Source organism: Enterobacter sp. AG326, assembly GCF_004362415.1.
Lineage (GTDB): Bacteria > Pseudomonadota > Gammaproteobacteria > Enterobacterales > Enterobacteriaceae > Enterobacter > Enterobacter asburiae.
Map to the genome: position 1 here is coordinate 90,026 of NZ_SNXG01000004.1, position 22,037 is coordinate 112,062.

Below are 22,037 nucleotides of genomic sequence, written 5' to 3' on the forward strand. Positions count from 1 at the left end.
TGGCGCTTAATCCTTTCGTTGCTGTATGCGGCGTAATGAACGTTCGCGACGCGATTGTTCACGGCTGCGGTCCAGCAAGATTTCCTCAATGAAAGCCAGATGGCGGTGCGACGCTTCGCGCGCCTGCTCCGGTTCCCCGGCCATTATCGCCTCGAATACTCGGGTGCGATGGTTGCTTACCAGTGGGAGCATGTCCCGACGGGCATACAACAATTCAAAATTCTGACGAACGTTCTGGGCCAGCATGGGCTCCATGCAGCGTAGCAGATGGAGGAGCACCACGTTGTGGGCCGCTTCGGTGACGGCAATTTGATACTGGACGACGGCGCTGGACTCGGCGTCTAAGTCGCCGGACTGCTGTGCCCGTTCAATGGCCTGATGCAGTTCGCGGATACGCACGCGATCTTCATCAGTGCTGCGAAGGGCGGCGTAATAGGCCGCAATACCTTCAAGCGCGTGACGGGTCTCAAGCAGGTCAAACTGGGATTCTGGGTGGTCAGAGAGAAGTTCTACCAGCGGATCGCTGAAGCTCTGCCACAGGCTGTTTTGCACAAAGGTTCCGCCGCCCTGGCGACGAAGCAGCAAGCCCTTTGCTTCGAGACGTTGAATCGCCTCACGCAGAGAGGGACGTGAAACGTCGAACTGTTTTGCCAGCTCGCGTTCTGGCGGAAGTTTCTCACCCGGGCGCAGAGTCCCTTCGAGGATTAAAAACTCCAGCTGCTGCTCAATCACATCAGATAGTTTTGGTTGGCGAATTTTGCTGTAGGCCATATTCCCTGTCTTACGCCTTTTTGCCCGGAGTCAATTGGTCTTACCAATTTCTATTTCGTATCGCTAAAGTAACAAAGTATTCACCTTCTGTCCATATTGGTTTTGATTGAAATCAGTAAACCCTGCACATTTTAACAACCTTACAGAAATAACGTTTCAGAAATGTAACTTTGCACAAATGAGTTGATTACTCCTTAAGAGGGAGTTTTAACCATAATGAAACGAGGGTTTTTGCAATCTGAAGCGATTCAACAAGGCAAATAATGAAAATTCGCCCACTTATGGCGCATTTCTATTCTATAGGTTGGGTTAGTACGAATAAGCGGGCCGATTTACAAATGCTTTCTTTTTATTCAAGTCGTCATCACCCCTTCATAAAGCAGGTGCATTCGCAGGCACTTACCACTATTCTTGCGCTTACGGAAGTCATCTCCGCTTTTTTCGGTCTCGTTAACCGTAAAGAAATAAATACAGATATGGATTTTCATAATTACACACGCACAGCGTGAACATAACAACCACACACGAGGTTTCAAATGGAAGCTCAACAGCACGGCGATCAGCTAAAGCGCGGGCTTAAAAACCGCCATATACAGCTCATCGCACTGGGCGGTGCGATTGGTACCGGCCTGTTTCTGGGCAGCGCGTCCGTTATCCAGTCAGCCGGTCCCGGCATTATTTTGGGTTACGCGATAGCCGGTTTTATTGCCTTTCTGATTATGCGCCAGCTGGGTGAAATGGTCGTTGAAGAGCCGGTCGCAGGCTCCTTCAGCCACTTTGCCTATAAATACTGGGGCAGCTTTGCCGGTTTTGCATCGGGCTGGAACTACTGGGTGCTGTACGTTCTGGTTGCCATGGCTGAGCTTACCGCCGTCGGGAAATACATTCAGTTCTGGTACCCCGAGATCCCAACCTGGGCCTCCGCAGCGGCTTTCTTCGTCATTATTAACGCCATTAACCTGACCAACGTAAAAGTGTTCGGTGAAATGGAGTTCTGGTTTGCCATTATTAAGGTGATTGCCGTAGTGGCGATGATCATCTTCGGCGGCTGGCTGCTGTTCAGCGGCAACGGCGGCCCGCAGGCAACCGTGCGCAACCTCTGGGAACAGGGCGGATTCCTGCCTCACGGCATGACCGGCCTGGTGATGATGATGGCCATCATCATGTTCTCCTTCGGCGGCCTGGAGCTGGTGGGCATCACCGCCGCGGAAGCCGACAACCCGGAGCAGAGCATTCCAAAAGCCACTAACCAGGTTATCTACCGCATCCTGATCTTCTATGTGGGCTCGCTGGCCGTGCTGCTCTCCCTGCTGCCGTGGACGCGCGTGACCGCTGACACCAGCCCGTTTGTGCTGATCTTCCACGAGCTGGGCGACACCTTTGTCGCAAACGCCCTCAACGTGGTTGTTCTGACCGCAGCGCTCTCCGTTTACAACAGCTGCGTATACTGCAACAGCCGCATGCTGTTCGGCCTGGCCCAGCAGGGCAACGCGCCAAAAGCGCTGCTCAACGTTGATAAGCGCGGCGTGCCGGTAAACACCATTCTGGTTTCGGCGGTTGTGACCGCGCTGTGCGTGCTCATTAACTATATGGCACCGGAATCGGCGTTTGGCCTGCTGATGGCGCTGGTGGTCTCTGCCCTGGTCATCAACTGGGCGATGATCAGCCTGGCGCACATGAAGTTCCGCCGCGCAAAACAGCAGCAGGGCGTCACCACCCGCTTCCCTGCCCTGCTCTATCCGCTGGGCAACTGGGTGTGCCTGGTGTTCATGGCGGCCGTGCTGGTGATCATGCTGATCACCCCGGGTATGGCGATTTCCGTCTACCTGATCCCGGTCTGGATTGCGATCCTTGGCGTAGGCTATCTGTTCAGCCAGAAAAGCCGTAATGCTATGAAAGCACACTAAGCCTCTCTCCGCGGCGCCTGCTTTTGCGGGTGCCGCGCGTTGTTACCTCCCTCACACTTTCACGCCCACAGCGCATTTATCCATATCACCGCCCTGATACTGCAACGCATATATTCCTTTGCCAGCAAATAATTCTCTCCATACCGTAAACCGGAGAGCTGTCGATGGATAACAACACACTGTCAGTAAAAGAAAAGATCGGCTATGGGATGGGCGACGCGGGATGCAACATCATCTTCGGCGCCATCATGCTGTTTGTTAACTATTTTTATACGGATATTTTTGGCCTCGCCCCTGCGCTGGTCGGCGTGCTGCTGCTTTCCGTCCGCGTAATTGACGCCGTAACGGACCCGATCATGGGCGCGATTGCCGACCGTACCCGCAGTAAATATGGCCGGTTTCGTCCATGGCTGCTGTGGATCGCCTTCCCCTACGCGCTGTTCAGCATTCTGATGTTCACCACGCCGGAGTGGAGCTATAACAGCAAAGTTATCTATGCGTTTGTCACCTATTTCCTGCTCTCTTTAACCTATACGGCCATCAACATTCCCTACTGCTCGCTGGGCGGGGTGATCACCAACGATCCAAAAGAGCGCGTGGCCTGCCAGTCGTATCGCTTCGTGCTGGTCGGCATCGCCACGCTGTTGCTCTCATTAACGCTGCTGCCGATGGCCGACTGGTTTGGCGGGGATAACAAGGCCAAAGGCTATCAGATGGCGATGACCGTGCTGGCGCTGATTGGAACCTGCATGTTCCTGTTCTGCTTCGCCACCGTGCGCGAGCGCGTGCGTCCGGCGGTACAGACCAACGACGAACTGAAAAACGATCTGAAAGACGTGTGGAAGAACGACCAGTGGGTACGCATTCTGCTCCTGACCCTGTGCAACGTCTGCCCGGGCTTTATCCGCATGGCGGCCACCATGTATTACGTCACCTGGGTGATGGGCCAGAGCACCCACTTCGCCACGCTGTTTATCAGCCTGGGCGTGGTCGGCATGATGCTCGGCAGCGTGCTGGCAAAAGTGCTGACAGACCGCTGGTGTAAGCTCAAGGTCTTCTTCTGGACCAATATCGTTCTGGCGATTTTCTCAACCGCCTTTTATTTCTTCGACCCGAAAGCCACCGTCACCATCGTGGTGCTCTACTTCCTGCTGAACATCCTGCACCAGATCCCGTCTCCGCTGCACTGGTCGCTGATGGCCGACGTGGACGACTACGGCGAGTGGAAGACCGGTAAGCGCATCACCGGGATCAGCTTCTCCGGCAACATCTTCTTCCTGAAGCTGGGGCTGGCGATTGCCGGGGCGATGGTCGGCTTCCTGCTCTCCTGGTACGGCTATGACGCGGGCGCAAAAGCGCAAAGCTCGGACGCCATTAATGGGATCGTGCTGCTCTTTACCGTCATTCCCGGCGTTGGATACTTAATTACCGCTGGCGTGGTGCGCCTGCTGAAAGTGGACCGCGAAACCATGAAGCAGATCCAGCTCGATCTGGAAAAACGCCGCAGCAACTACCGCGAGCTGAATGATTATCAGGAACTCAAAGCCGCTGAGACTAAATAAGGAAAGCAGAATGCAAACCTGGCCAAACCCGTTTATCGAACAACGTGCCGACCCGTACATTTTACGCCATGAGGGGCGGTACTATTTCATCGCCTCCGTGCCGCAGTACGACAGGCTGGCGATCCGCCGCGCGGACTCGCTGGAAGGCTTACGTAATGCCGAAGAAGTGGTGGTCTGGCGCAAACCCGACACCGGTCCGATGAGCCAGCTGATCTGGGCGCCGGAACTGCATCACATTGACGGGAAGTGGTACATCTATTTTGCTGCGACGCACACCCAGGCGCTCGACGCGCTCGGTATGTTCCAGCACCGTATGTTTGCCATTGAATGTGCCGACAGCGATCCGCTCACCGGCACGTGGGTTGAGAAAGGGCAAATCAAAACGCCTTTCGATACCTTCGCTCTGGACGCTACCACCTTTGTTCATCAGGGGAAACGCTGGTATCTGTGGGCGCAAAAAGCGCCGGACATCAACGGCAACTCCAATCTTTATCTCTGTGAAATGGAGAACCCGTGGACGCTGAAAGGCGAGCCGGTGATGCTCAGCAAGCCGGAGTATGACTGGGAGCGTCGCGGGTTTTGGGTCAACGAAGGCCCGGCGGTGCTGGTTCATGGCGATAAGCTGTTTATCAGCTATTCCGCCAGCGCTACCGACGAGAATTACTGCATGGGTCTACTGTGGATAGACCTGAATGCCGATCCGCAAAACCCGGCAAACTGGCACAAATCCCCGCGTCCGGTGTTCGTTACCAGCTACGAAAATCGCCAGTTCGGCCCGGGACACAACAGCTTTACGCAAACGCAGGAAGGGGAAGATGTGCTGGTGTATCACGCGCGCAATTACACCGAAATTGAGGGCGACCCGCTGTACGATCCGAACCGCCATACACGCCTGAAGCGCGTCCGCTGGAATGAAAACGGGATGCCTGATTTCGGCATCCCGCCCGCGGATACGTTTTAGCCTTTGCGGCGCGCTGGCCTACACCAGCGTGCCGTAAATCGTCAGCAGCGCCACGATCACCACCACCACAAACGACGTTTTCTTCGCCATGGAGACAGCGGCCTTCGGCGTTTCAATCTTGTCGGTATGCGGCTCACGCGCCAGCGAGAACTGCGCCAGACGCGTTAGCACCTGATACTGCGACGTATGGCGATCGGCAAGAGAAGCGAACCAGGCGGGCAGCGCTTTTTCACCGTGACCAATCAACGCATAGACCACGCCCACCAGACGCACCGGGAGCCAGTCGAGCACGTGCAGGATGGCGTCAATACCGGACTGCAGGCGTTCATGCGGCGTCAGATAACGGGCAAGCCAGGTCTGCCAGGCGCGCAGGAACGCATATCCCATCAGCAGCACCGGCCCCAGCGGGCCACCCACTACAAACCAGAACAGCGGCGCAAGATAGTAACGGAAGTTAATCCACAGCAGCGCGTTTTGCAGCTCGCGCAGGAATTCGCGCTCGTCGCAGTCCGGCGGCACGCCGTGGATCATGGTTAGTTCGCTCGCCATGGCACCGCGCGCATGGGCATCGTCACGGGAGGCGGCTTTCAGGTATGCGTGATAATGTAAACGCACCTTGCCCGCACCAATGCACAGCACCCCAAGCAGGATCCACACCACCAGCAGCGGCACGTTGAAAAAGAGTCCGTACAGCGAGCGCAGGAGCAGGAACGTAATGACCATCACCCCTGCCATCATCAGCAGCGTGCGCAGCATGGAAAAATGTTTGATACGGCGGAACAACACCTCCAGCCGGTGATCCAGATGCCAGTGCTCGCCGAGCTTGAACAGGCGTTCAGCGATGATAACCAGCAGCATGGTAAACAACGTCATGGTATCTCCTTATTCTGACGACGCGGTGAGCATGGCGCGAAATCGGGGCCAGTCAAAGGCCGGGCCGGGATCGGTTTTTCTCTCCGGGGCAATATCACTGTGTCCCGTGATATTGTCGGCGATAGCCGGGTAGAGGCCGATAAGCGTGCGGGTCACTGCCGCTAGCTGTTGATACTGTGAATCGGTGTAGGGCGTGGTATCCGTGCCTTCCAGTTCAATCCCGATAGAAAAATCGTTGCACCGTTCGCGCCCGTGATACATCGACACCCCGGCATGCCAGGCGCGCTTATCAAAGGGAACATACTGAACCACTTCACCATCGCGACGAATCAGGCAGTGAGCCGATACGCGCAGATGTGCAATTTCAGCAAAGAAGGGATGAGCATCGGGATCAATCGTTCCCGTGAATAACGCATCGATCCACGGGCCGCCAAATTCACCCGGCGGGAGACTAATATTATGAACCACCAGCAGTGTGGGCTTTTCATCCTCCGGGCGGCAATCGTGGTGCGGCGAGGGCACACGCCGCGCATCCACCAGCCATCCGTTTTCTAACAACATGCTGGAACTCCTTCTGTATGGTGCAATGACTCGGTTCAGAGTAGCATGTTTCAATATTATGATTCGTTACCAATTTGGAGTTTTATCATGCCGCCTCGCCGCTACAACCCCGACCACCGACGTGAAGCGCTTCTGGAACGTATTAATATGGATATTCCGGCAAGCGTCTCCCATGCTTTGAAAGAAGATCTGGGCGGTGACGTTAACGCTGATAAGGATATTACCGCACAATTGTTGCCAAAAGAGACGCGCTCCCACGCGGTCATTATCACCCGTGAAGAGGGCGTTTTTTGCGGCAAGCGTTGGGTTGAAGAGGTCTTTACCCAGCTGGCGGGTGATGATGTGCAGATTATCTGGCACGTTGAAGACGGCGATGCAATTACGGCAAACCAGCCGCTGTTCGAACTGGACGGTCCTTCCCGCGTCTTGCTGACCGGCGAACGTACCGCGCTCAATTTTGTACAAACGCTCTCTGGCGTGGCCAGTGAAGTGCGTCGCTACGTTGACCTGCTGGCCGGTACCCGCACCCAGCTGCTGGATACCCGCAAAACGCTGCCAGGCCTGCGCACCGCGCTGAAGTATGCGGTGCTCTGCGGCGGCGGCGCAAACCATCGCCTGGGCTTATCCGACGCCTTCCTGATTAAAGAGAACCACATTATTGCCTCCGGCTCCGTGCGTCAGGCGGTGGAGAAAGCCTTCTGGCTGCACCCGGATGTACCTGTCGAGGTAGAAGTCGAAAGCCTGGAAGAGCTGGAGCAGGCGATTAAGGCCGGGGCCGATATCATCATGCTCGATAACTTCGAAACAGAGCAGATGCGCGAGGCGGTAAAACTGACTAACGGCCGGGCCCAGCTTGAAGTGTCCGGGAACGTCACTTTCGAAACGATCCGTGAATTCGCCGAAACCGGCGTGGATTACATCTCCGTCGGCGCGCTGACCAAACACGTTCGCGCCCTCGACCTCTCAATGCGCTTCAAGTAACGCATTCACCCCTCTCCACCCGGAGAGGGGAATTTCAGCCCCGCTCGCAGATCCGCTGTTCTGCCCTGCAACACTGAAAAAATTCTCGGAAGCCTCCTTCCCGTTCCCTTTTTTGCCTCTCGTTTCTGCTCTTTCCCGCTGACAAAGTAGCGCCACTTTGCATAAGGAGCAGATATGAACAGACAACAAGGATTCACACTCATTGAGCTGATGGTGGTCATTGGCATCATTGCGATTCTGAGCGCCATCGGCGTTCCCGCCTATCAGAACTACCTGCGCAAGGCGGCGCTGACCGATATGCTGCAAACCTTTGTTCCCTACCGTACGGCCATTGAGCTTTGCGCACTGGATCACGGTGGCGTGGAGAGCTGCGACGCCGGCAGTAACGGTATTTCTTCCCCCACCACGACGCGCTACGTTTCGGGAATGAACGTGGCAAAAGGGACCGTGACCTTAACAGGACAGGAGAGTCTTAACGGGCTGACGGTAACCATGACGCCACGGTGGAGCGACGGCAACGGTATGACGGGCTGGACGCGTGACTGCAATATCAGCGCGGACAGCGCCCTGAAACAGGCCTGCGAAGACGTTTTCCGCTTCGACAATAACTGAGGAGCGGATAATGAATACCGATCAACTCGTGGCGCTTTGTCAGCGCCATCACGCTCTGCTGCTCACCAGCGACAGTGACATGGTCAGCATCGCCGTCGCGGGCAGCCCCGCGGCTGAACTCATGGAGGCGCTGCGCTTCGCGACCCAGAAACGGATTGATATTGAGTGCTGGAGCGCTGAGCGCATTGAAAAACACCGGCAGCTAACGTCACAATCGCATCTGCCCGTCGTTTCGCAAACACACTCGACGGTGGATATCCTCAATTACACGCTGCAGCAGGCAATCAGCCAGCGCGCCTCCGACATTCATATCGAACCGATGGAGCACGCATGCCAGATCCGTTTGCGCATCGACGGGGTTCTTTGCCCCCAGCCTCCGCTTTCCGCCTCGCTGGCCAGCCTGTTCAGCGCTCGTTTAAAGGTGCTGGGTAATCTGGATATTGCAGAACGTCGTTTACCTCAGGACGGTCAGTTTACGATTGAGCTGGCAAACGCGCCGGTCTCGTTTCGGATCGCAACGCTTCCCTGCAGCGGTGGTGAGAAAATTGTGCTGCGTCTCCTGCATCAGGTTCAGCAGGCCCTTGAGCCAAGCGCGCTTGGCATGAGTGCTGAACAGCTGGCCTGTTTTACTGAGGTCCTCCACCAGCCGCAGGGGCTAATTCTGGTCACCGGCCCTACCGGCAGCGGCAAAACCGTGACGCTGTATAGCGCGCTGCAGGCGCGTAACACCCCCGACGTCAACATCTGTAGCGTAGAGGATCCCATTGAGATCCCCCTTGCGGGATTAAACCAGACGCAGATTAATCCCCGGGCGGGTTTAACATTCCAGAGCGTGCTGAGGGCGCTGCTGCGTCAGGATCCAGACATCATTATGGTCGGCGAAATCCGTGACGGCGAAACGGCAGAAATTGCCATTAATGCCGCTCAGACCGGTCATCTGGTGCTGTCAACGCTGCACACCAACTCGACGACGGAAACCCTGATTCGCCTCGAGCAGATGGGCGTCGCGCGCTGGATGATATCTTCCGCGCTGTCGATGGTGATTGCCCAGAGACTGGTCCGGCGTTTGTGTCCGCACTGTCGCCGGGAAGCAAGCGAGCATGCTGAATTTCCGCGCGCCGTATGGTCCAGACCACTTCCTCGCTGGCAGCCCACCGGCTGCGATCGCTGTTATCATGGTTTTTATGGCCGCGTGGCCATTTTTGAAGTACTCGCGATCGACAATGACCTGCGTCAGGCCATTGCCAGCGGGGCGGGAATCGAAGTGATAGAGGCGAGCGCCCGGCAGGCGGGAATGATTTCTCTTTTTGAGCACGGCTGTATGGCCGTCGAGCAAGGGCTGACCACGATCGAAGAGCTGGTGCGCGTGCTGGGAATGCCGGATGGCTGCTAATCAGCTCTGGCGCTGGCGAGCGCTCACCAAAGAAGGAGAACTCCGAAGCGGAACGCTCTGGGCCACAGACCGCACTGCCGCCTTCACCAGGCTGATGCGTAGCGATCTCCATCCTCTGGCGCTGACCCGATGCGCTCAGCGACACCGCTGGCGGCCGCATCACTGCTGCGAGATGTTTCGCCAGCTCGCAACGCTTCTGCAGGCGGGGCTGACGTTGTCCCACAGCCTGCAGATGCTGGCAGAGCAACATCCGTTAAAACCATGGCAGGCGCTGCTGCAAAGCATTGCCGATGAGCTCAGTGAGGGTTCCCCCTTTTCTGATTCGCTAAAAAAGTGGCCAGCGGTGTTTAGCCCACTGCATATCTCGATGGTGAAAACCGGTGAGCTCACAGGAAAGCTGGAGGAGTGCTGCCGCCAGCTCGCGCAGCAGCAAAAAGCGCAGCAGCAGCTCAGAGAGAAGGTGAAAAAGGCCCTGCGCTACCCGGCGATCGTCCTGACGCTGGCCGTACTCGTGGTGCTGGCGATGGTCATTCTGGTCTTGCCCGAGTTTGCCGCGATCTACAAAACATTTAACACGCCGCTCCCGATGCTGACACAAATGGTCATGGGGATGGCCGCATTTATGCGGTCATATGCCCTCGCATTGTTCGCCGCGTTATTAGCGCCCTTTGCCACCGCCTGGGCTCTGCGGCAGAACCCTCGCTGGCAGCGCATGCTGATGCACATGCCCGTGATGGGCGCGCTGGCAAAAGGACAAAAACTGGGACACATCTTTACCGTACTGTCACTCACGCAGCAGGCCGGTATCCCCTTTTTACAGGGCCTGGGGAGCGCAGAGGAGACCGTTGAAAGTTGTTACTGGCAGGGGATACTCCGCTGCGTTCGGGAGGACATTGAAAAAGGTCTCCCCGTCTGGTCATCCTTTCAGAAAGCGGCCATCTTTACCCCGCTGTGTATTCAGCTTTTACGAACCGGTGAAATGTCAGGTGCGCTGGACATCATGCTGGCAAACCTCGCCCGACATCACACGGAACAGACCTTTCAACGGGCAGATAATCTGGCGGCACTTCTCGAGCCAGTGCTTCTGATTGTGACAGGGGTCATCATCGGCACGCTAGTGGTGGCAATGTACCTGCCGATTTTCCATCTGGGGGATGCGATGAGCGCGGGGTAGTTGAACAGTGCTGGCGCACGGGCATGCGCCAGCCGAAGCCATTACAGGCTATTGAATACGCGGTTTTCCTGTTCCTGAACGCGAATAAACGTCGTACGTTTAGTCAGTTCTTTCAGGCGGGATGCCCCAACGTAGGTGCAGGCCGAGCGCAGGCCGCCGAGGATATCGCGCGCGGTGTATTCAACCGGGCCGCGCAGAGGCAGCTTCACGGTTTTGCCTTCTGCCGCACGGTATTTTGCCACGCCACCGACGTGACGGGTCATCGCGGATTCAGAGCTCATGCCGTAGAACAGCATAAATTTCTCGCCATTCTCTTCAACAACGGTACCACCGCTCTCTTCGTGGCCAGCCAGCATACCGCCGAGCATCACGAAGTCCGCGCCGCCGCCGAAGGCTTTCGCAACGTCGCCCGGCATGGTACAGCCGCCATCGCTGATGATCTGGCCGCCCAGACCGTGCGCCGCATCGGCACATTCAATGACTGCGGAAAGCTGCGGATAACCGACGCCGGTTTTGACGCGTGTCGTGCACACGGAGCCAGGGCCAATACCCACTTTCACGATATCTGCGCCGGAAAGGATCAGCTCTTCACACATTTCACCGGTCACCACGTTGCCCGCGATGATGGTTTTCGTCGGCCAGGCCTCGCGCGCCTTGCTGACAAACTGCACAAAGTGCTCGGAGTAACCGTTCGCCACGTCAATACAGACGAAGTTGAGCGCCGGGTTAGCATTCAGGATCTGCTTGGTCTTCTCGAAATCCGCATCGGAGGTACCGGTGGAGACCATCACATGCTTCACCACGTCAGCAGACGCGGACGCAACAAACGCATTCCACTCTTCAGGGCTGTAATGCTTGTGCACGGCGGTAAGAATGTCGAACTGTGCCAGAGCGGTTGCCATCTCAAAGGTTCCCACAGTATCCATGTTGGCAGCGATGATCGGCACGCCAGACCAGGTCTGACCGGAATGCTTAAAGGTGAATTGACGTTCGAGTTCAACGTCTGAGCGACTTTTCAGTGTAGAGCGTTTAGGGCGGATAAGAACGTCTTTGAAACCTAACTTCAGATCTTCTTCGATACGCATGTGCGGATTCCTGGGGTTAGAGGCAAATATGTTAAAAGCACAACTCCAGTGACGTTATCATACGCACTAATACCTGCTCCGCAAGACTGCGAAATTCTCTTTTTTTACGCTACAATCCTATAAATTTACCTGGTAAAAAGCCGGTAAACGGGGCTAAACAGTTGCTGGCGCACCTAAGAGTTTTAATCAACTGATTTTAATAATGAATAATTCCCAGGATTTGAATTAATGGGGTATATCGTCGCATTAACCGGCGGCATCGGTAGTGGCAAAAGTACCGTTGCGGACGCGTTCTCTCGTTTGGGTATCACGATTATTGATGCCGATATCATTGCCCGCCAGGTGGTAGAGCCCAATACACCCGCGCTAAAGGTCATCGCAGAACATTTTGGTCAGGCAGTCATCAATGCCGATGGCACACTGAATCGCCGTCAGCTTCGCGAATGCATTTTTTCTGATTCTGCGGAAAAAGCCTGGCTTAATGCCCTGCTCCACCCCATCATCCACCAGGAAACTCAACGTCAGATAGCCGCAGCCCGCTCGCCCTATGTCCTGTGGGTGGTTCCGCTACTGGTTGAAAATCAGCTGCAGAAGAAAGCCGATCGTGTGCTGGTGATTGATGTCGCACCCGAAACGCAAATCCAGAGAACCATGGCGCGCGATCGCGTCTCGCGGGAGCATGCTGAACAAATTCTTGCCGCTCAGGCTACGCGCGCTCAGCGCCTTGCCGTGGCGGATGATGTTATTGATAATAACGGCGCACCAGATGCCATTGCATCGGATGTTGCCCGTCTGCACGCGCAGTATCTGACGTTCGCCGCGCAGGCCGTTGCACAGGAAAAACCATAATGTCGACACACATCCTTTTTGAGCATCCGCTCAACGAAAAAATGCGCACCTGGCTGCGCATCGAATTTCTTATTCAACAACTTTCACAACATCTGCCTGTTAACGATCATGCCACGGCGCTGCACTTCTTCCGCAACGTGGGCGATCTGCTGGATGTAATTGAACGCGGCGATGTCCGCACAGAATTACTCAAAGAGCTGGAGCGCCAGCAGCGTAAATTGCAGGCATGGACAGAGGTCCCCGGCGTAGACCAGAGCCGTATCGACGCGCTCCGCCAGCAGTTGAAAAGCAGTAGCACCGTCCTGATGGCCGCGCCGCGCGTCGGGCAGTTTTTGCGTGAAGACCGCCTGATTGGCCTGGTGCGCCAGCGTCTGAGCATTCCTGGCGGCTGCTGCAGCTTCGACCTGCCGACGCTGCATATGTGGCTACATATGCCACAGGCGCAGCGTGACGCACAGGTGAACAGCTGGCTGGCAAGCCTGGAGCCAATGCACCAGACGCTGTCGCTGATCCTCGATCTGATCCGTAATTCTGCGCCGTTCCGCAAGCAAACCAGCCTGAATGGTTTCTTCCAGGATAACGGTGATGATGCCGATCTTCTGCGTCTCAACCTGTCGCTTGGCGAACAGCTTTACCCACAGATTTCCGGGCATAAGAGCCGCTTTGCGATTCGCTTTATGCCGCTGGACAGTGAAAATGGCACCGTGCCGGAACGTCTCGATTTTGAACTGGCCTGTTGTTAAGGAGTGCCGATGTCTGATGTCACCACCGTAAGCTGCCCAACCTGTGGCAAAACCGTTGTCTGGGGCGAAGTGAGTCCGTTCCGCCCATTCTGCTGCAAGCGCTGTCAGCTTATTGACCTGGGCGAATGGGCGGCGGAAGAGAAACGCATTCCAAGCGAAGGCGATCTCTCGGACAGCGATGACTGGAGTGAAACCCAGCAGTAATCTGTAAAGCCTGCTGGCGCTTCGCTCAGCAGGCCTACGGTTGTGCGACTAACCGCAGGATCACGGGTTCATTAGCCGGCGGGAATTTTTCGGCATCACTTGCCTTAAGCTCCACCCAGCTACCCGGCTGTCCCTCTTTTCCCCAGGGTTCACCCTCCCAGTTTTCCACCAGCCAGAACCACAGCGTGATGTGCCTGTCCGGAAACTGGTACTCAAGCTTATCAAACAGCGTTGCGCCAAGCGGGGTGATCCCCACCTCTTCCTGAAGCTCCCGAACCAGCGCCTCTTCCGGCGTTTCACCTGACTCGATTTTACCGCCCGGAAACTCCCACTTGTTCGCCATATGGGCGTCGGCGGCGCGCTGGGTGATAAAGATTTGGTTTTGCGGGTTGCGAATAATCCCGACGGCAATTTGCAGTATTTTCATATTGTCACTTCCATAAAAAAGGCGCAGAAATCTGCGCCTTTTTGTTTTTTTATGAACTCAGCTCAGACGGCCGTGGCACGCCTTGTACTTTTTACCGGAACCACACGGGCACGGATCGTTACGACCCACTTTACGATCGCCGGTCTGCGCGGCGATCGCCGCTGCGGCTTCGCTGTCGTCGGTCTGATGACTCAGCTGCTGCATTTGTGCCAGACGCTCGGCTTCTTCACGACGCTGCTGCTCCATCGCTTCCACTTCTTCCGGCATACGCACCTGAACCTTGCTCAGGGTGCTGATCACTTCGTACTTCAGTGACTCCAGCATAGAGGCAAACATGGAGAAGGATTCACGCTTGTATTCCTGCTTCGGATCTTTCTGCGCATAGCCACGCAGGTGGATACCCTGACGCAGGTAGTCCATCGCCGCCAGGTGCTCTTTCCACAGGGAGTCCAGCGTCTGCAGCATCACGCCTTTTTCGAAGTGACGCATCATCTCTTCGCCTACGACTTCTTCCTTACGCTTGTAAACGTCCAGCGCGGTTTCAAAGATACGTTCACGCAGGGTCTCTTCGTGCAGCTCAGGCTCTTTATCCAGCCACTCTTTGATTGGCAGATCGAGGTCAAAGTCATTTTTCAGACGTTCCTGCAGGCCTTCGATATCCCACATTTCTTCCAGAGACTGCGGTGGAATATGCGCGTCGATGGTGGCTTTAAACACATCTTCACGAATGCTGTTGATGGTTTCGCTCACGTCGGACACGTCCAGCAGTTCGTTACGCTGGGTGTAGATCGCACGACGCTGATCGTTAGCCACATCATCATATTCCAGCAGCTGCTTACGAATATCAAAGTTGCGGCTTTCCACTTTACGCTGTGCGTTAGCGATCGCTTTAGTCACCCACGGGTGCTCAATGGCTTCGCCTGGTTTCATCCCCAGCTTACGCATCATGCCGGACACGCGGTCGGAGGCGAAAATACGCATCAGCGCATCTTCCATAGACAGGTAGAAGCGGGATGAACCGGCATCACCCTGACGACCCGCACGGCCACGGAGCTGGTTATCGATACGACGGGATTCATGACGCTCAGTACCGATGATGTGCAGACCGCCGGAAGCCAGAACGGCGTCATGACGAACCTGCCAGTCGGCTTTGATCTGCGCAATCTGTTCTGGCGTTGGGTTTTCCAGCTCCGCCACTTCAGCCTGCCAGCTACCGCCCAGCATAATATCGGTACCACGACCCGCCATGTTGGTGGCGATGGTCACGGCAGCGGGATAACCCGCCTGCGCAACAATGTCCGCTTCTTTTGCGTGGAATTTGGCGTTCAGAACGTTGTGTTTGATACCCGCTTTAGTCAGCTCGTGAGAAACCACTTCGGATTTCTCGATGGAGATGGTCCCCACCAGAACCGGCTGACCATTCGCAGTACGGTCGCGAATATCTTCGATGATCGCCTGAATTTTTTCCGCTTCGGTCATGTACACCAGGTCCGGCATATCCTTACGGATCATTGGACGGTTGGTTGGAACAACCACGGTATCCAGCTTGTAGATGGAGCTGAATTCAAACGCTTCGGTATCAGCAGTACCGGTCATCCCCGCCAGCTTCTCATACAGACGGAAGTAGTTCTGGAAGGTGATAGATGCCAGCGTCTGGTTTTCATTCTGAATATCCACACCTTCTTTGGCTTCCACAGCCTGGTGCAGACCGTCAGACCAGCGACGTCCCTGCATGGTACGGCCGGTGTGTTCATCGACGATGATCACTTCGCCGTCTTTAACGATGTAATCGACGTCGCGGGTGAACAGCGCGTGGGCGCGCAGTGCAGCGGTCACGTGGTGCATCAGCATGATGTTGGTCGGGGAGTACAGAGACTCGCCTTCTTCCATGATGCCTTCAGCCACAAGCAGTTCTTCAATTTTCACCAGACCACGTTCGGTCAGGTTCACCTGGCGCGCTTTTTCATCTACGGAGAAGTGGCCTTCACCCTGGAAGGTATCCGAGTCCTCTTTCTCCTGACGCAGCAGGTGTGGAATGATTTTGTCGACTTTACGGTACATCTCGGAGCTGTCTTCAGCCGGGCCGGAGATGATCAGCGGAGTACGCGCTTCATCAATCAGGATGGAGTCAACCTCATCCACCAGCGCATAGTGCAGCTTACGCTGTACGCGCTCTTCCGGGCTGAACGCCATGTTGTCACGCAGGTAGTCGAAGCCGTATTCGTTGTTGGTGCCGTAGGTGATGTCCGCGTTATACGCTTCGCGCTTGGCTGGCGCAGGCAGGCCGGACATGTTGATACCGACGGTCATACCGAGGAATTCGAACAGTGGGCGGTTGTTTTCGGCGTCACGCTGCGCCAGATAGTCGTTGACGGTAACGACGTGAACGCCTTTACCGGTCAGCGCGTTCAGGTAAGCCGGCAGAGTTGCGGTCAGGGTTTTACCTTCACCGGTACGCATTTCCGCGATGCAGCGCTCGTTAAGCACCATACCACCCAGCAGCTGAACGTCGAAGTGACGCATGCCGAATACGCGCTTACTTGCTTCACGCACGACAGCAAACGCTTCCGGGATCAGGCTTTCTAAGGTTTCGCCTTTTTCCAGACGCGCGCGGAATTCCGCCGTTTTCGCTTTCAGCTCGTCATCAGAGAGCTTCTCCATCGCCGGTTCCATACCGTTGATGACGGCAACAGCTTTACGCATACGGCGCAGGGTACGATCGTTACGACTACCAAAAACTTTAGTTAACAATTTGATTAGCATAATAAATTCTCAAACGCCCCAGTGTGGGCAGATAAATTAAGGTATTGAAAAAGTTAATTTAGCTGAGGCGTTGCGGCCCGGCGCGAATGCCGTGGGCTTGGCTAATCCAGGTTGAAACAGAGAATGAAGCTGGTGAAACCAACGCACGCTGTATCGTCTGGCGAACCATGACCGGCGGCTGGCTGTCCTGCGTAAGCAGCGCGTTGAGCGTGTCCAGCAGGGCAAGATGCTGAGCCTGCACCGGCAGCGCCTCTTCCGCAACAGGCATGGCCTGCGGTGCCATCGCAAAGGACAGATGGCGGATAACCGTGCGGATAGCGTGCTGGTGCCAGTAATCGACGGAGAAGTTTGGGCGGCGACTGGCTTCAAGCCACGCAAGGTTAGTGAAGTTAACCCGCGTGTTGAGATCGTGTTTGGTGGTGGAGGTTTTTGCGGGCGTCGCCGCTTCGGCACTGTTGCTGAGCGCAGGCAAGCCGAAACTCGCCGCGACCATCCCTAATAAGAGATGCGGCCAGAAGTAACGTCTGCCAAATTGTCGCCAGCGCGTCAGTATTCCGCTCACCTGCTCCACCCAATAAGCCAGCCTTGCAGAGGCTGAGTTCAGTTATTCTTTTTAGCGCCCAGATAGTACCACTAAAGCCAATATACATCAGCAGGAATGAGGTGCCGCCGCGGGTAAAAACGGTCAAGAATGCAGCTAACGCACACATTTTCTGCGTAAGACAGACGAGAGATAATGCTGGGGCAAACGAAGAGGGGTAAAAATAAAAACGACTGGTCTTCCTGGTCGGAGAGAGTACCAGGTTAACCAGTCGAGTTTTTTACGAAACGGGATGAACCGTTACGCCAGAACCATGCTTGGAGCTTTGAAAGCCAGCGGCAGTTCAGCTTCGTCTTCGAAGGTCACATATTCCCAGGCTTCCTGTTTTGCCAGGACGGCCTGCAACAGTTTGTTGTTCAGCGCATGACCGGATTTGAACGCGGTAAATGCACCAATGATGTTGTGACCACACATGAACAGGTCGCCGATAGCATCCAGCATTTTGTGACGAACGAATTCATCTTCGAAACGCAAGCCGTCTTCGTTCAGTACGCGATAATCGTCAACAACGATGGCACAATCGAAGCTGCCGCCCAGGCACAGGCCACGGGACTGCAGATATTCGATATCACGCATGAAGCCAAATGTACGGGCTCGGCTGATCTGGCGCATAAACGCATCAGCAGAGAAGTTCATCGCATAGCGTTGGGTGCTGGAATCAATCGCCGGATGGTTAAAGTCGATGGTAAAGTCCAACGAGAAACCATTGTACGGTTTGAATTCAGCCCACTTGTCGCCATCTTCGACGCGTACGGTCTCTTTGATGCGTACAAATTTCTTCGCGCAGTTCAGTTCTTCGATGCCGGCATCCAGCAACAGATAGACGAACGGTGCAGCACTGCCATCCATAATCGGGATTTCTGGCGCATCGACTTCAACAATAATGTTGTCGATACCCAGACCCGCCAGGGCGGCGTTCAGGTGCTCTACGGTAGAAATCCGCACGTCATGCTCGTTCACCAGACAAGTACAGAGCATAGTATCACGCACAGATTTGGCATCGGCCGGAAAATCTACCGGTGGATTCAAGTCGGTGCGACGATAGATGACCCCGGTATTGGCCGGCGCAGGGCGTAACGTCAGCGTGACTTTCTTGCCGGTATGTAAACCGACACCAGTCGCCTGAACGATACGTTTAAGTGTCCTTTGTTTGATCATCGTATAATCTCGCCAAATTAACTATCCAACCGAGAGTGTATATCACTAACGGTGGGCCAGTTTAGCACAAAGAGCGCAAATCCCCTAATTCCAGCCAATTCTTAGTCAGCTTGCTTACGCAGGAACGCCGGGATATCCAGATAATCTGGCTCTTTCGCCGTTTGCGGCGTTGGGTCGTTCACCACTTTCGCGGCCGGTTTCTGCTCCTGAGTCAGAGGAGACATACCGTGCTGCTGGTAACGATCCATTACCGGTTGCTGAGTCTGCTTGTTGGTCACCAGGGTGATCTCAGGACGCTTGTCCATACCGATACCGGTCGCAACTACCGTCACACGCAGCTCGTCGTTCATTTCAGGGTCAAGGGAAGTACCGATTACCACGGTAGCGTTGTCAGAGGCGAACGCACGGATAGTGTTACCCACGGTTTCGAACTCATCCAGACGCAGGTCAAAGCCAGCGGTAATGTTGACCAGCACGCCGCGCGCGCCAGACAGATCGATATCTTCCAGCAGTGGAGAAGAGATAGCCATTTCAGCCGCTTCTTCTGCACGGTCTTCACCGCTGGCAACGCCAGAGCCCATCATCGCGTAGCCCATTTCGGACATCACGGTGCGAACGTCTGCAAAGTCAACGTTCATTAGGCCAGGACGGGTAATCAGTTCAGCGATACCCTGAACCGCGCCTTTCAGCACGTCGTTTGCTGCACCGAATGCGTCCAGCAGGGAGATACCGCGCCCCAGAACTTTCAATAGCTTGTCGTTCGGGATGGTGATCAGCGAGTCCACATGTTTGGACAGCTCGGTGATACCCTGCTCCGCGAAGGCCATACGCTTCTTGCCTTCAAAGTTGAAAGGCTTGGTCACGACAGCAACGGTCAGGATACCTAAATCTTTTGCCACTTCAGCCACAACAGGTGCTGCGCCGGTACCGGTACCGCCACCCATGCCTGCTGCGATGAAGACCATGTCCGCACCTTCCAGTGCAGCGCGCAGCGCTTCACGATCTTCTTCAGCCGCATTGCGACCGACTTCCGGGTTAGCCCCTGCTCCCAGCCCTTTGGTGATACCACCGCCGATCTGGATAGTCTGGCCTACAGCCGTCTTACGCAGTGCCTGCGCATCGGTGTTAACTGCGAAGAATTCAACACCTTCAATGCGTTCACGCACCATATGCTCTACGGCGTTACCGCCGCCGCCACCGACGCCGATGACTTTAATCACCGCGTCGTTGGTCAGTTCCATAGGTTCAAACATAATTTCTCTCTCCGTTGTGCCTGTCGCCCGAGACCGCTAATTCTCTCCGGTCTCTTAAAAAAATTAAAACTCTTTTCGCAACCAGTTGTTCAGTCGTTTGACCCACGACCCCACTGAGACGCGTTTTTCCACTTCTGCTTCACCACTGAGATGAGATTCCTTCCCGTAGTGGAGCAGGCCCACAGCCGTTGAATAATACGGCTCCTGAGCATAATCCGTTAAACCGGTGATATTCAGCGGCGCACCAATACGCACCTGCGTATGGAATACGCGCTGAGCACAGGCCGCAAGACCTTCAATTTGCGCTGCACCGCCGGTTAATACAATCCCCGCCGCAAGATGATGTTTAACGCCCTGCTGACGAAGCTGTTCCTGTAGCTGTAAAATCTCTTCGTTGACCAGGTTGAGCAGCTCGGTATAGCGCGGCTCAATGACCTCTGCCAACGTCTGGCGCTGCAGGCTACGCGGTGGACGACCACCGACGCTCGGCACTTCAACGCTCTCATCTTTGCCAACGATAGATCCCAGCGCACAGCCGTGTCGCACTTTAATCGCTTCTGCATCGCTCGGCGGCGTACCAAAAGCGTAAGCAATATCGCTGGTCACAACGTTCCCGGCATAAGGGATCACTTTCGTGTGGCGCAACGCACCGCCGGTATACACGGCGATGTCCATTGTACCACCACCAATATCGACCACACAGACACCCAGTTCACGTTCATCTTCGGTCAGTACGGAATAACTTGCCGCCAGACCGGCGAAAATAAGTTGGTCAACTTTCAGGCCACAACGTTCAACGGCTTTTACAATGTTCTTCGCCATATCGTTGTGACATGTGATCAGGTGCACTTTTGCCTGCATACGCACGCCAGAAAGACCGACCGGGTTCTTGATCCCTTCCTGATAGTCAATCGCATATTCCTGCGGAATGACATGCAGCACGCGATGCTCATCGCGGACACGCACGGATTTCGCCGTGTGCACGACGTTTTCAACGTCTTCCTGCGTCACTTCTTCTTCGGAAATCGGCACCATACCAATTTCGTTCTGGCAGCTAATGTGCTTACCAGAAAGGGCCAGATAGACAGAAGAAATCTGGCAATCTGCCATCAATTCAGCCTGATCGATGGCGCGTTGAACGCATTTGACCACCGATTCAAGATCGTTTACCCCACCTTTATCCATACCACGGGACGGGCAACTGCCTACGCCAATGATATTGACCATACCGTCGGGCAGAACTTCCCCTACTAAAGCGGCAACCTTCGCGGTGCCAATCTCCAGTCCAACTACCAGTTTTCTGTCCGTCGCCTTGATCATTGTTGTTCTGCCTGTACCTGTGCCTGATTCTGTTGCTGATTAGGTTCCTCGACCGGAGCCGGTACCCAACCGACTGCTGCGCCTGAGTCATAGCGCAAATCAACGTAGCTTATCCGTTTGCCGTCAGTCTGTGCCTGCTGCTGTAAAACCGGGTAAAGTTCGACAAAACGCGCCAGACGCTTCATTGTGTCGCCGCGTCCCAGGTTGAGCTTAATGCCGTTCGTTAACGTCAGCTGCCAGGAACGGCGCGCCGTCATGGCTGCATCTTTTAACGTAAACCTGTCCTTCGCCAGCACCTGACCCATTTCACGAAAACCCTGTAATACTTCGTTTTCGCTACCTTCCGGGCCATACAACATCGGTAAATTTTGCTTGTTGACACGATCGGCCGGGACGCTGAAGGAATTTCCGTCTGCGTCAACCATGTGCTGATCATTCCAACGCGCAATGGGCACATATTCAACCAGATGAATCTTCAATTCATCAGGCCATTGCTTTCTTACGCTCGCCTGTTTTATCCATGGCAGACGTTCTATCTGGCTCTGGATAATATTGACGTCCTGCGTCATAAAGGTTCCAGGCGGGCCCAGCGCCAGTATTGACTGGCGAATATCGTCGTTACGCGTGTAGTGACGCTCACCGGTGACCACCAGCTTAGAAAGCGGCAACCTCTGCGCATCTTCCATCCAGCCCAGGACCATCCAGCCGCTGATAAACACGGTGCACAGCACCCCCAGCAGGAAAATGATGCCTGCAAGACGCGTTCCATTACTGCGGCGTGAAGAGGCGTATTCGTCCTCGTCATCGCGGTTGCGCGTGTTCAATGCAGCCTGAGACAT

The 22,037-nt window shown here is 55.2% G+C and carries 22 protein-coding genes; 11 read left to right on the forward strand and 11 right to left on the reverse strand.

The genetic code is table 11. From position 1 onward, the window contains the following. Positions 1 to 6 precede the first annotated feature (6 nt). Positions 7 to 771 (reverse strand): pyruvate dehydrogenase complex transcriptional repressor PdhR, encoded by a 765-nt coding sequence (pdhR, locus tag DFO52_RS14815; RefSeq protein WP_008501960.1) that lies wholly within the window; start codon positions 769 to 771, stop codon positions 7 to 9. A gap of 263 nt (positions 772 to 1,034) precedes the next feature. On the opposite strand from pdhR, the gene DFO52_RS14820 reads away from it, so the two are divergent. The 4 genes from DFO52_RS14820 to DFO52_RS14835 all read left to right on the forward strand — a co-directional run bounded on the left by DFO52_RS14820 (position 1,035) and on the right by DFO52_RS14835 (position 5,201). Then, positions 1,035 to 1,280, forward strand: a complete 246-nt coding sequence (locus tag DFO52_RS14820; RefSeq protein ID WP_133550662.1) for a hypothetical protein — start codon at positions 1,035 to 1,037, stop codon at positions 1,278 to 1,280. 27 nt (positions 1,281 to 1,307) lie between these two features. Next, entirely contained in the window at positions 1,308 to 2,678 is a 1,371-nt protein-coding gene (aroP, locus tag DFO52_RS14825; RefSeq protein ID WP_029739677.1) for an aromatic amino acid transporter AroP, read from the forward strand. Between the two features lie 164 nt (positions 2,679 to 2,842). Then, positions 2,843 to 4,240 (forward strand): MFS transporter, encoded by a 1,398-nt coding sequence (locus tag DFO52_RS14830; protein ID WP_133550663.1) that lies wholly within the window; start codon positions 2,843 to 2,845, stop codon positions 4,238 to 4,240. Positions 4,241 to 4,250: 10 nt separating this feature from the next. Next, on the forward strand, positions 4,251 to 5,201 hold the full coding sequence (locus DFO52_RS14835; protein WP_133550664.1) for a family 43 glycosylhydrolase: 951 nt from the start codon (positions 4,251 to 4,253) through the stop codon (positions 5,199 to 5,201). An 18-nt stretch (positions 5,202 to 5,219) separates the two neighbouring features. Here DFO52_RS14835 and ampE read toward each other — a convergent pair whose 3' ends face one another. Beyond that, the gene (ampE, locus tag DFO52_RS14840; protein WP_023310413.1) at positions 5,220 to 6,074 is read right to left on the reverse strand and encodes a beta-lactamase regulator AmpE; all 855 of its coding nucleotides are present in this window, start codon (positions 6,072 to 6,074) and stop codon (positions 5,220 to 5,222) included. Between the two features lie 9 nt (positions 6,075 to 6,083). After that, entirely contained in the window at positions 6,084 to 6,635 is a 552-nt protein-coding gene (gene ampD, locus DFO52_RS14845; RefSeq protein WP_047646641.1) for a 1,6-anhydro-N-acetylmuramyl-L-alanine amidase AmpD, read from the reverse strand. 87 nt (positions 6,636 to 6,722) lie between these two features. Here ampD and nadC point away from each other — a divergent pair, with 87 nt between their 5' ends. From nadC to hofC, 4 genes are all read left to right on the forward strand, one after another. Beyond that, on the forward strand, positions 6,723 to 7,616 hold the full coding sequence (gene nadC / locus DFO52_RS14850) for a carboxylating nicotinate-nucleotide diphosphorylase (protein ID WP_038417651.1): 894 nt from the start codon (positions 6,723 to 6,725) through the stop codon (positions 7,614 to 7,616). 174 nt (positions 7,617 to 7,790) lie between these two features. Next, on the forward strand, positions 7,791 to 8,228 hold the full coding sequence (ppdD, locus tag DFO52_RS14855; protein WP_133550665.1) for a prepilin peptidase-dependent pilin: 438 nt from the start codon (positions 7,791 to 7,793) through the stop codon (positions 8,226 to 8,228). Between the two features lie 10 nt (positions 8,229 to 8,238). Beyond that, positions 8,239 to 9,621, forward strand: a complete 1,383-nt coding sequence (gspE, locus tag DFO52_RS14860; protein WP_133550666.1) for a type II secretion system protein GspE — start codon at positions 8,239 to 8,241, stop codon at positions 9,619 to 9,621. Next, positions 9,611 to 10,795: a protein transport protein HofC gene (gene hofC, locus DFO52_RS14865; RefSeq protein WP_133550667.1), complete on the forward strand. Its 1,185-nt coding sequence runs from the start codon at positions 9,611 to 9,613 to the stop codon at positions 10,793 to 10,795. Before gspE ends, hofC begins: the two co-directional genes overlap by 11 nt. A gap of 41 nt (positions 10,796 to 10,836) precedes the next feature. Here the strand turns inward: hofC and DFO52_RS14870 are convergent, their stop codons facing one another. Next, positions 10,837 to 11,880 (reverse strand): GMP reductase, encoded by a 1,044-nt coding sequence (locus tag DFO52_RS14870; protein WP_023310407.1) that lies wholly within the window; start codon positions 11,878 to 11,880, stop codon positions 10,837 to 10,839. A 228-nt stretch (positions 11,881 to 12,108) separates the two neighbouring features. Between DFO52_RS14870 and coaE the strand changes: the two genes are divergently transcribed. The 3 genes from coaE to yacG are packed head-to-tail and all read left to right on the forward strand — an operon-like array spanning position 12,109 to position 13,676. Then, a complete protein-coding gene (gene coaE / locus DFO52_RS14875; protein WP_029741234.1) occupies positions 12,109 to 12,729 on the forward strand; it encodes a dephospho-CoA kinase in 621 nt (206 codons plus the stop codon). Continuing rightward, positions 12,729 to 13,472 carry a cell division protein ZapD gene (gene zapD / locus DFO52_RS14880; RefSeq protein WP_029741233.1) on the forward strand — a complete coding sequence of 248 codons (744 nt, stop codon included), beginning with the start codon at positions 12,729 to 12,731 and terminating at the stop codon, positions 13,470 to 13,472. The genes coaE and zapD overlap by 1 nt, the downstream gene beginning before the upstream one ends. 9 nt (positions 13,473 to 13,481) lie before the next feature. Then, entirely contained in the window at positions 13,482 to 13,676 is a 195-nt protein-coding gene (yacG, locus tag DFO52_RS14885) for a DNA gyrase inhibitor YacG (protein ID WP_023310404.1), read from the forward strand. Positions 13,677 to 13,710: 34 nt separating this feature from the next. On the opposite strand, the gene mutT is transcribed toward yacG, so the two are convergent. The 7 genes from mutT to ftsQ all read right to left on the reverse strand — a co-directional run bounded on the left by mutT (position 13,711) and on the right by ftsQ (position 22,037). Further along, positions 13,711 to 14,103 carry an 8-oxo-dGTP diphosphatase MutT gene (gene mutT / locus DFO52_RS14890; RefSeq protein WP_029741232.1) on the reverse strand — a complete coding sequence of 131 codons (393 nt, stop codon included), beginning with the start codon at positions 14,101 to 14,103 and terminating at the stop codon, positions 13,711 to 13,713. A 57-nt stretch (positions 14,104 to 14,160) separates the two neighbouring features. Further along, entirely contained in the window at positions 14,161 to 16,866 is a 2,706-nt protein-coding gene (gene secA / locus DFO52_RS14895) for a preprotein translocase subunit SecA (protein WP_029741231.1), read from the reverse strand. A 58-nt stretch (positions 16,867 to 16,924) separates the two neighbouring features. Further along, the gene (gene secM, locus DFO52_RS14900) at positions 16,925 to 17,428 is read right to left on the reverse strand and encodes a secA translation cis-regulator SecM (protein ID WP_166642366.1); all 504 of its coding nucleotides are present in this window, start codon (positions 17,426 to 17,428) and stop codon (positions 16,925 to 16,927) included. Positions 17,429 to 17,707: 279 nt separating this feature from the next. Then, complete coding sequence (lpxC, locus tag DFO52_RS14905; RefSeq protein ID WP_008501977.1) at positions 17,708 to 18,625, reverse strand: UDP-3-O-acyl-N-acetylglucosamine deacetylase; 918 nt, start codon at positions 18,623 to 18,625, stop codon at positions 17,708 to 17,710. Positions 18,626 to 18,726: 101 nt separating this feature from the next. Further along, positions 18,727 to 19,878, reverse strand: coding sequence for a cell division protein FtsZ (gene ftsZ, locus DFO52_RS14910; RefSeq protein WP_008501978.1), 1,152 nt, complete (start codon positions 19,876 to 19,878; stop codon positions 18,727 to 18,729). Between the two features lie 63 nt (positions 19,879 to 19,941). After that, the gene (gene ftsA, locus DFO52_RS14915) at positions 19,942 to 21,198 is read right to left on the reverse strand and encodes a cell division protein FtsA (RefSeq protein ID WP_023334508.1); all 1,257 of its coding nucleotides are present in this window, start codon (positions 21,196 to 21,198) and stop codon (positions 19,942 to 19,944) included. Then, complete coding sequence (gene ftsQ / locus DFO52_RS14920) at positions 21,195 to 22,037, reverse strand: cell division protein FtsQ (RefSeq protein ID WP_133550668.1); 843 nt, start codon at positions 22,035 to 22,037, stop codon at positions 21,195 to 21,197. The genes ftsA and ftsQ overlap by 4 nt, the downstream gene beginning before the upstream one ends.

Coding starts and splice junctions, on each gene's coding strand:
- pdhR (WP_008501960.1), bottom strand. CDS start 771: ATGGCCTACAGCAAAATTCGCCAACCAAAACTATCTGATGTGATTGAG.
- DFO52_RS14820 (WP_133550662.1), top strand. CDS start 1,035: ATGAAAATTCGCCCACTTATGGCGCATTTCTATTCTATAGGTTGGGTT.
- aroP (WP_029739677.1), top strand. CDS start 1,308: ATGGAAGCTCAACAGCACGGCGATCAGCTAAAGCGCGGGCTTAAAAAC.
- DFO52_RS14830 (WP_133550663.1), top strand. CDS start 2,843: ATGGATAACAACACACTGTCAGTAAAAGAAAAGATCGGCTATGGGATG.
- DFO52_RS14835 (WP_133550664.1), top strand. CDS start 4,251: ATGCAAACCTGGCCAAACCCGTTTATCGAACAACGTGCCGACCCGTAC.
- ampE (WP_023310413.1), bottom strand. CDS start 6,074: ATGACGTTGTTTACCATGCTGCTGGTTATCATCGCTGAACGCCTGTTC.
- ampD (WP_047646641.1), bottom strand. CDS start 6,635: ATGTTGTTAGAAAACGGATGGCTGGTGGATGCGCGGCGTGTGCCCTCG.
- nadC (WP_038417651.1), top strand. CDS start 6,723: ATGCCGCCTCGCCGCTACAACCCCGACCACCGACGTGAAGCGCTTCTG.
- ppdD (WP_133550665.1), top strand. CDS start 7,791: ATGAACAGACAACAAGGATTCACACTCATTGAGCTGATGGTGGTCATT.
- gspE (WP_133550666.1), top strand. CDS start 8,239: ATGAATACCGATCAACTCGTGGCGCTTTGTCAGCGCCATCACGCTCTG.
- hofC (WP_133550667.1), top strand. CDS start 9,611: ATGGCTGCTAATCAGCTCTGGCGCTGGCGAGCGCTCACCAAAGAAGGA.
- DFO52_RS14870 (WP_023310407.1), bottom strand. CDS start 11,880: ATGCGTATCGAAGAAGATCTGAAGTTAGGTTTCAAAGACGTTCTTATC.
- coaE (WP_029741234.1), top strand. CDS start 12,109: ATGGGGTATATCGTCGCATTAACCGGCGGCATCGGTAGTGGCAAAAGT.
- zapD (WP_029741233.1), top strand. CDS start 12,729: ATGTCGACACACATCCTTTTTGAGCATCCGCTCAACGAAAAAATGCGC.
- yacG (WP_023310404.1), top strand. CDS start 13,482: ATGTCTGATGTCACCACCGTAAGCTGCCCAACCTGTGGCAAAACCGTT.
- mutT (WP_029741232.1), bottom strand. CDS start 14,103: ATGAAAATACTGCAAATTGCCGTCGGGATTATTCGCAACCCGCAAAAC.
- secA (WP_029741231.1), bottom strand. CDS start 16,866: ATGCTAATCAAATTGTTAACTAAAGTTTTTGGTAGTCGTAACGATCGT.
- lpxC (WP_008501977.1), bottom strand. CDS start 18,625: ATGATCAAACAAAGGACACTTAAACGTATCGTTCAGGCGACTGGTGTC.
- ftsZ (WP_008501978.1), bottom strand. CDS start 19,878: ATGTTTGAACCTATGGAACTGACCAACGACGCGGTGATTAAAGTCATC.
- ftsA (WP_023334508.1), bottom strand. CDS start 21,198: ATGATCAAGGCGACGGACAGAAAACTGGTAGTTGGACTGGAGATTGGC.
- ftsQ (WP_133550668.1), bottom strand. CDS start 22,037: ATGTCTCAGGCTGCATTGAACACGCGCAACCGCGATGACGAGGACGAA.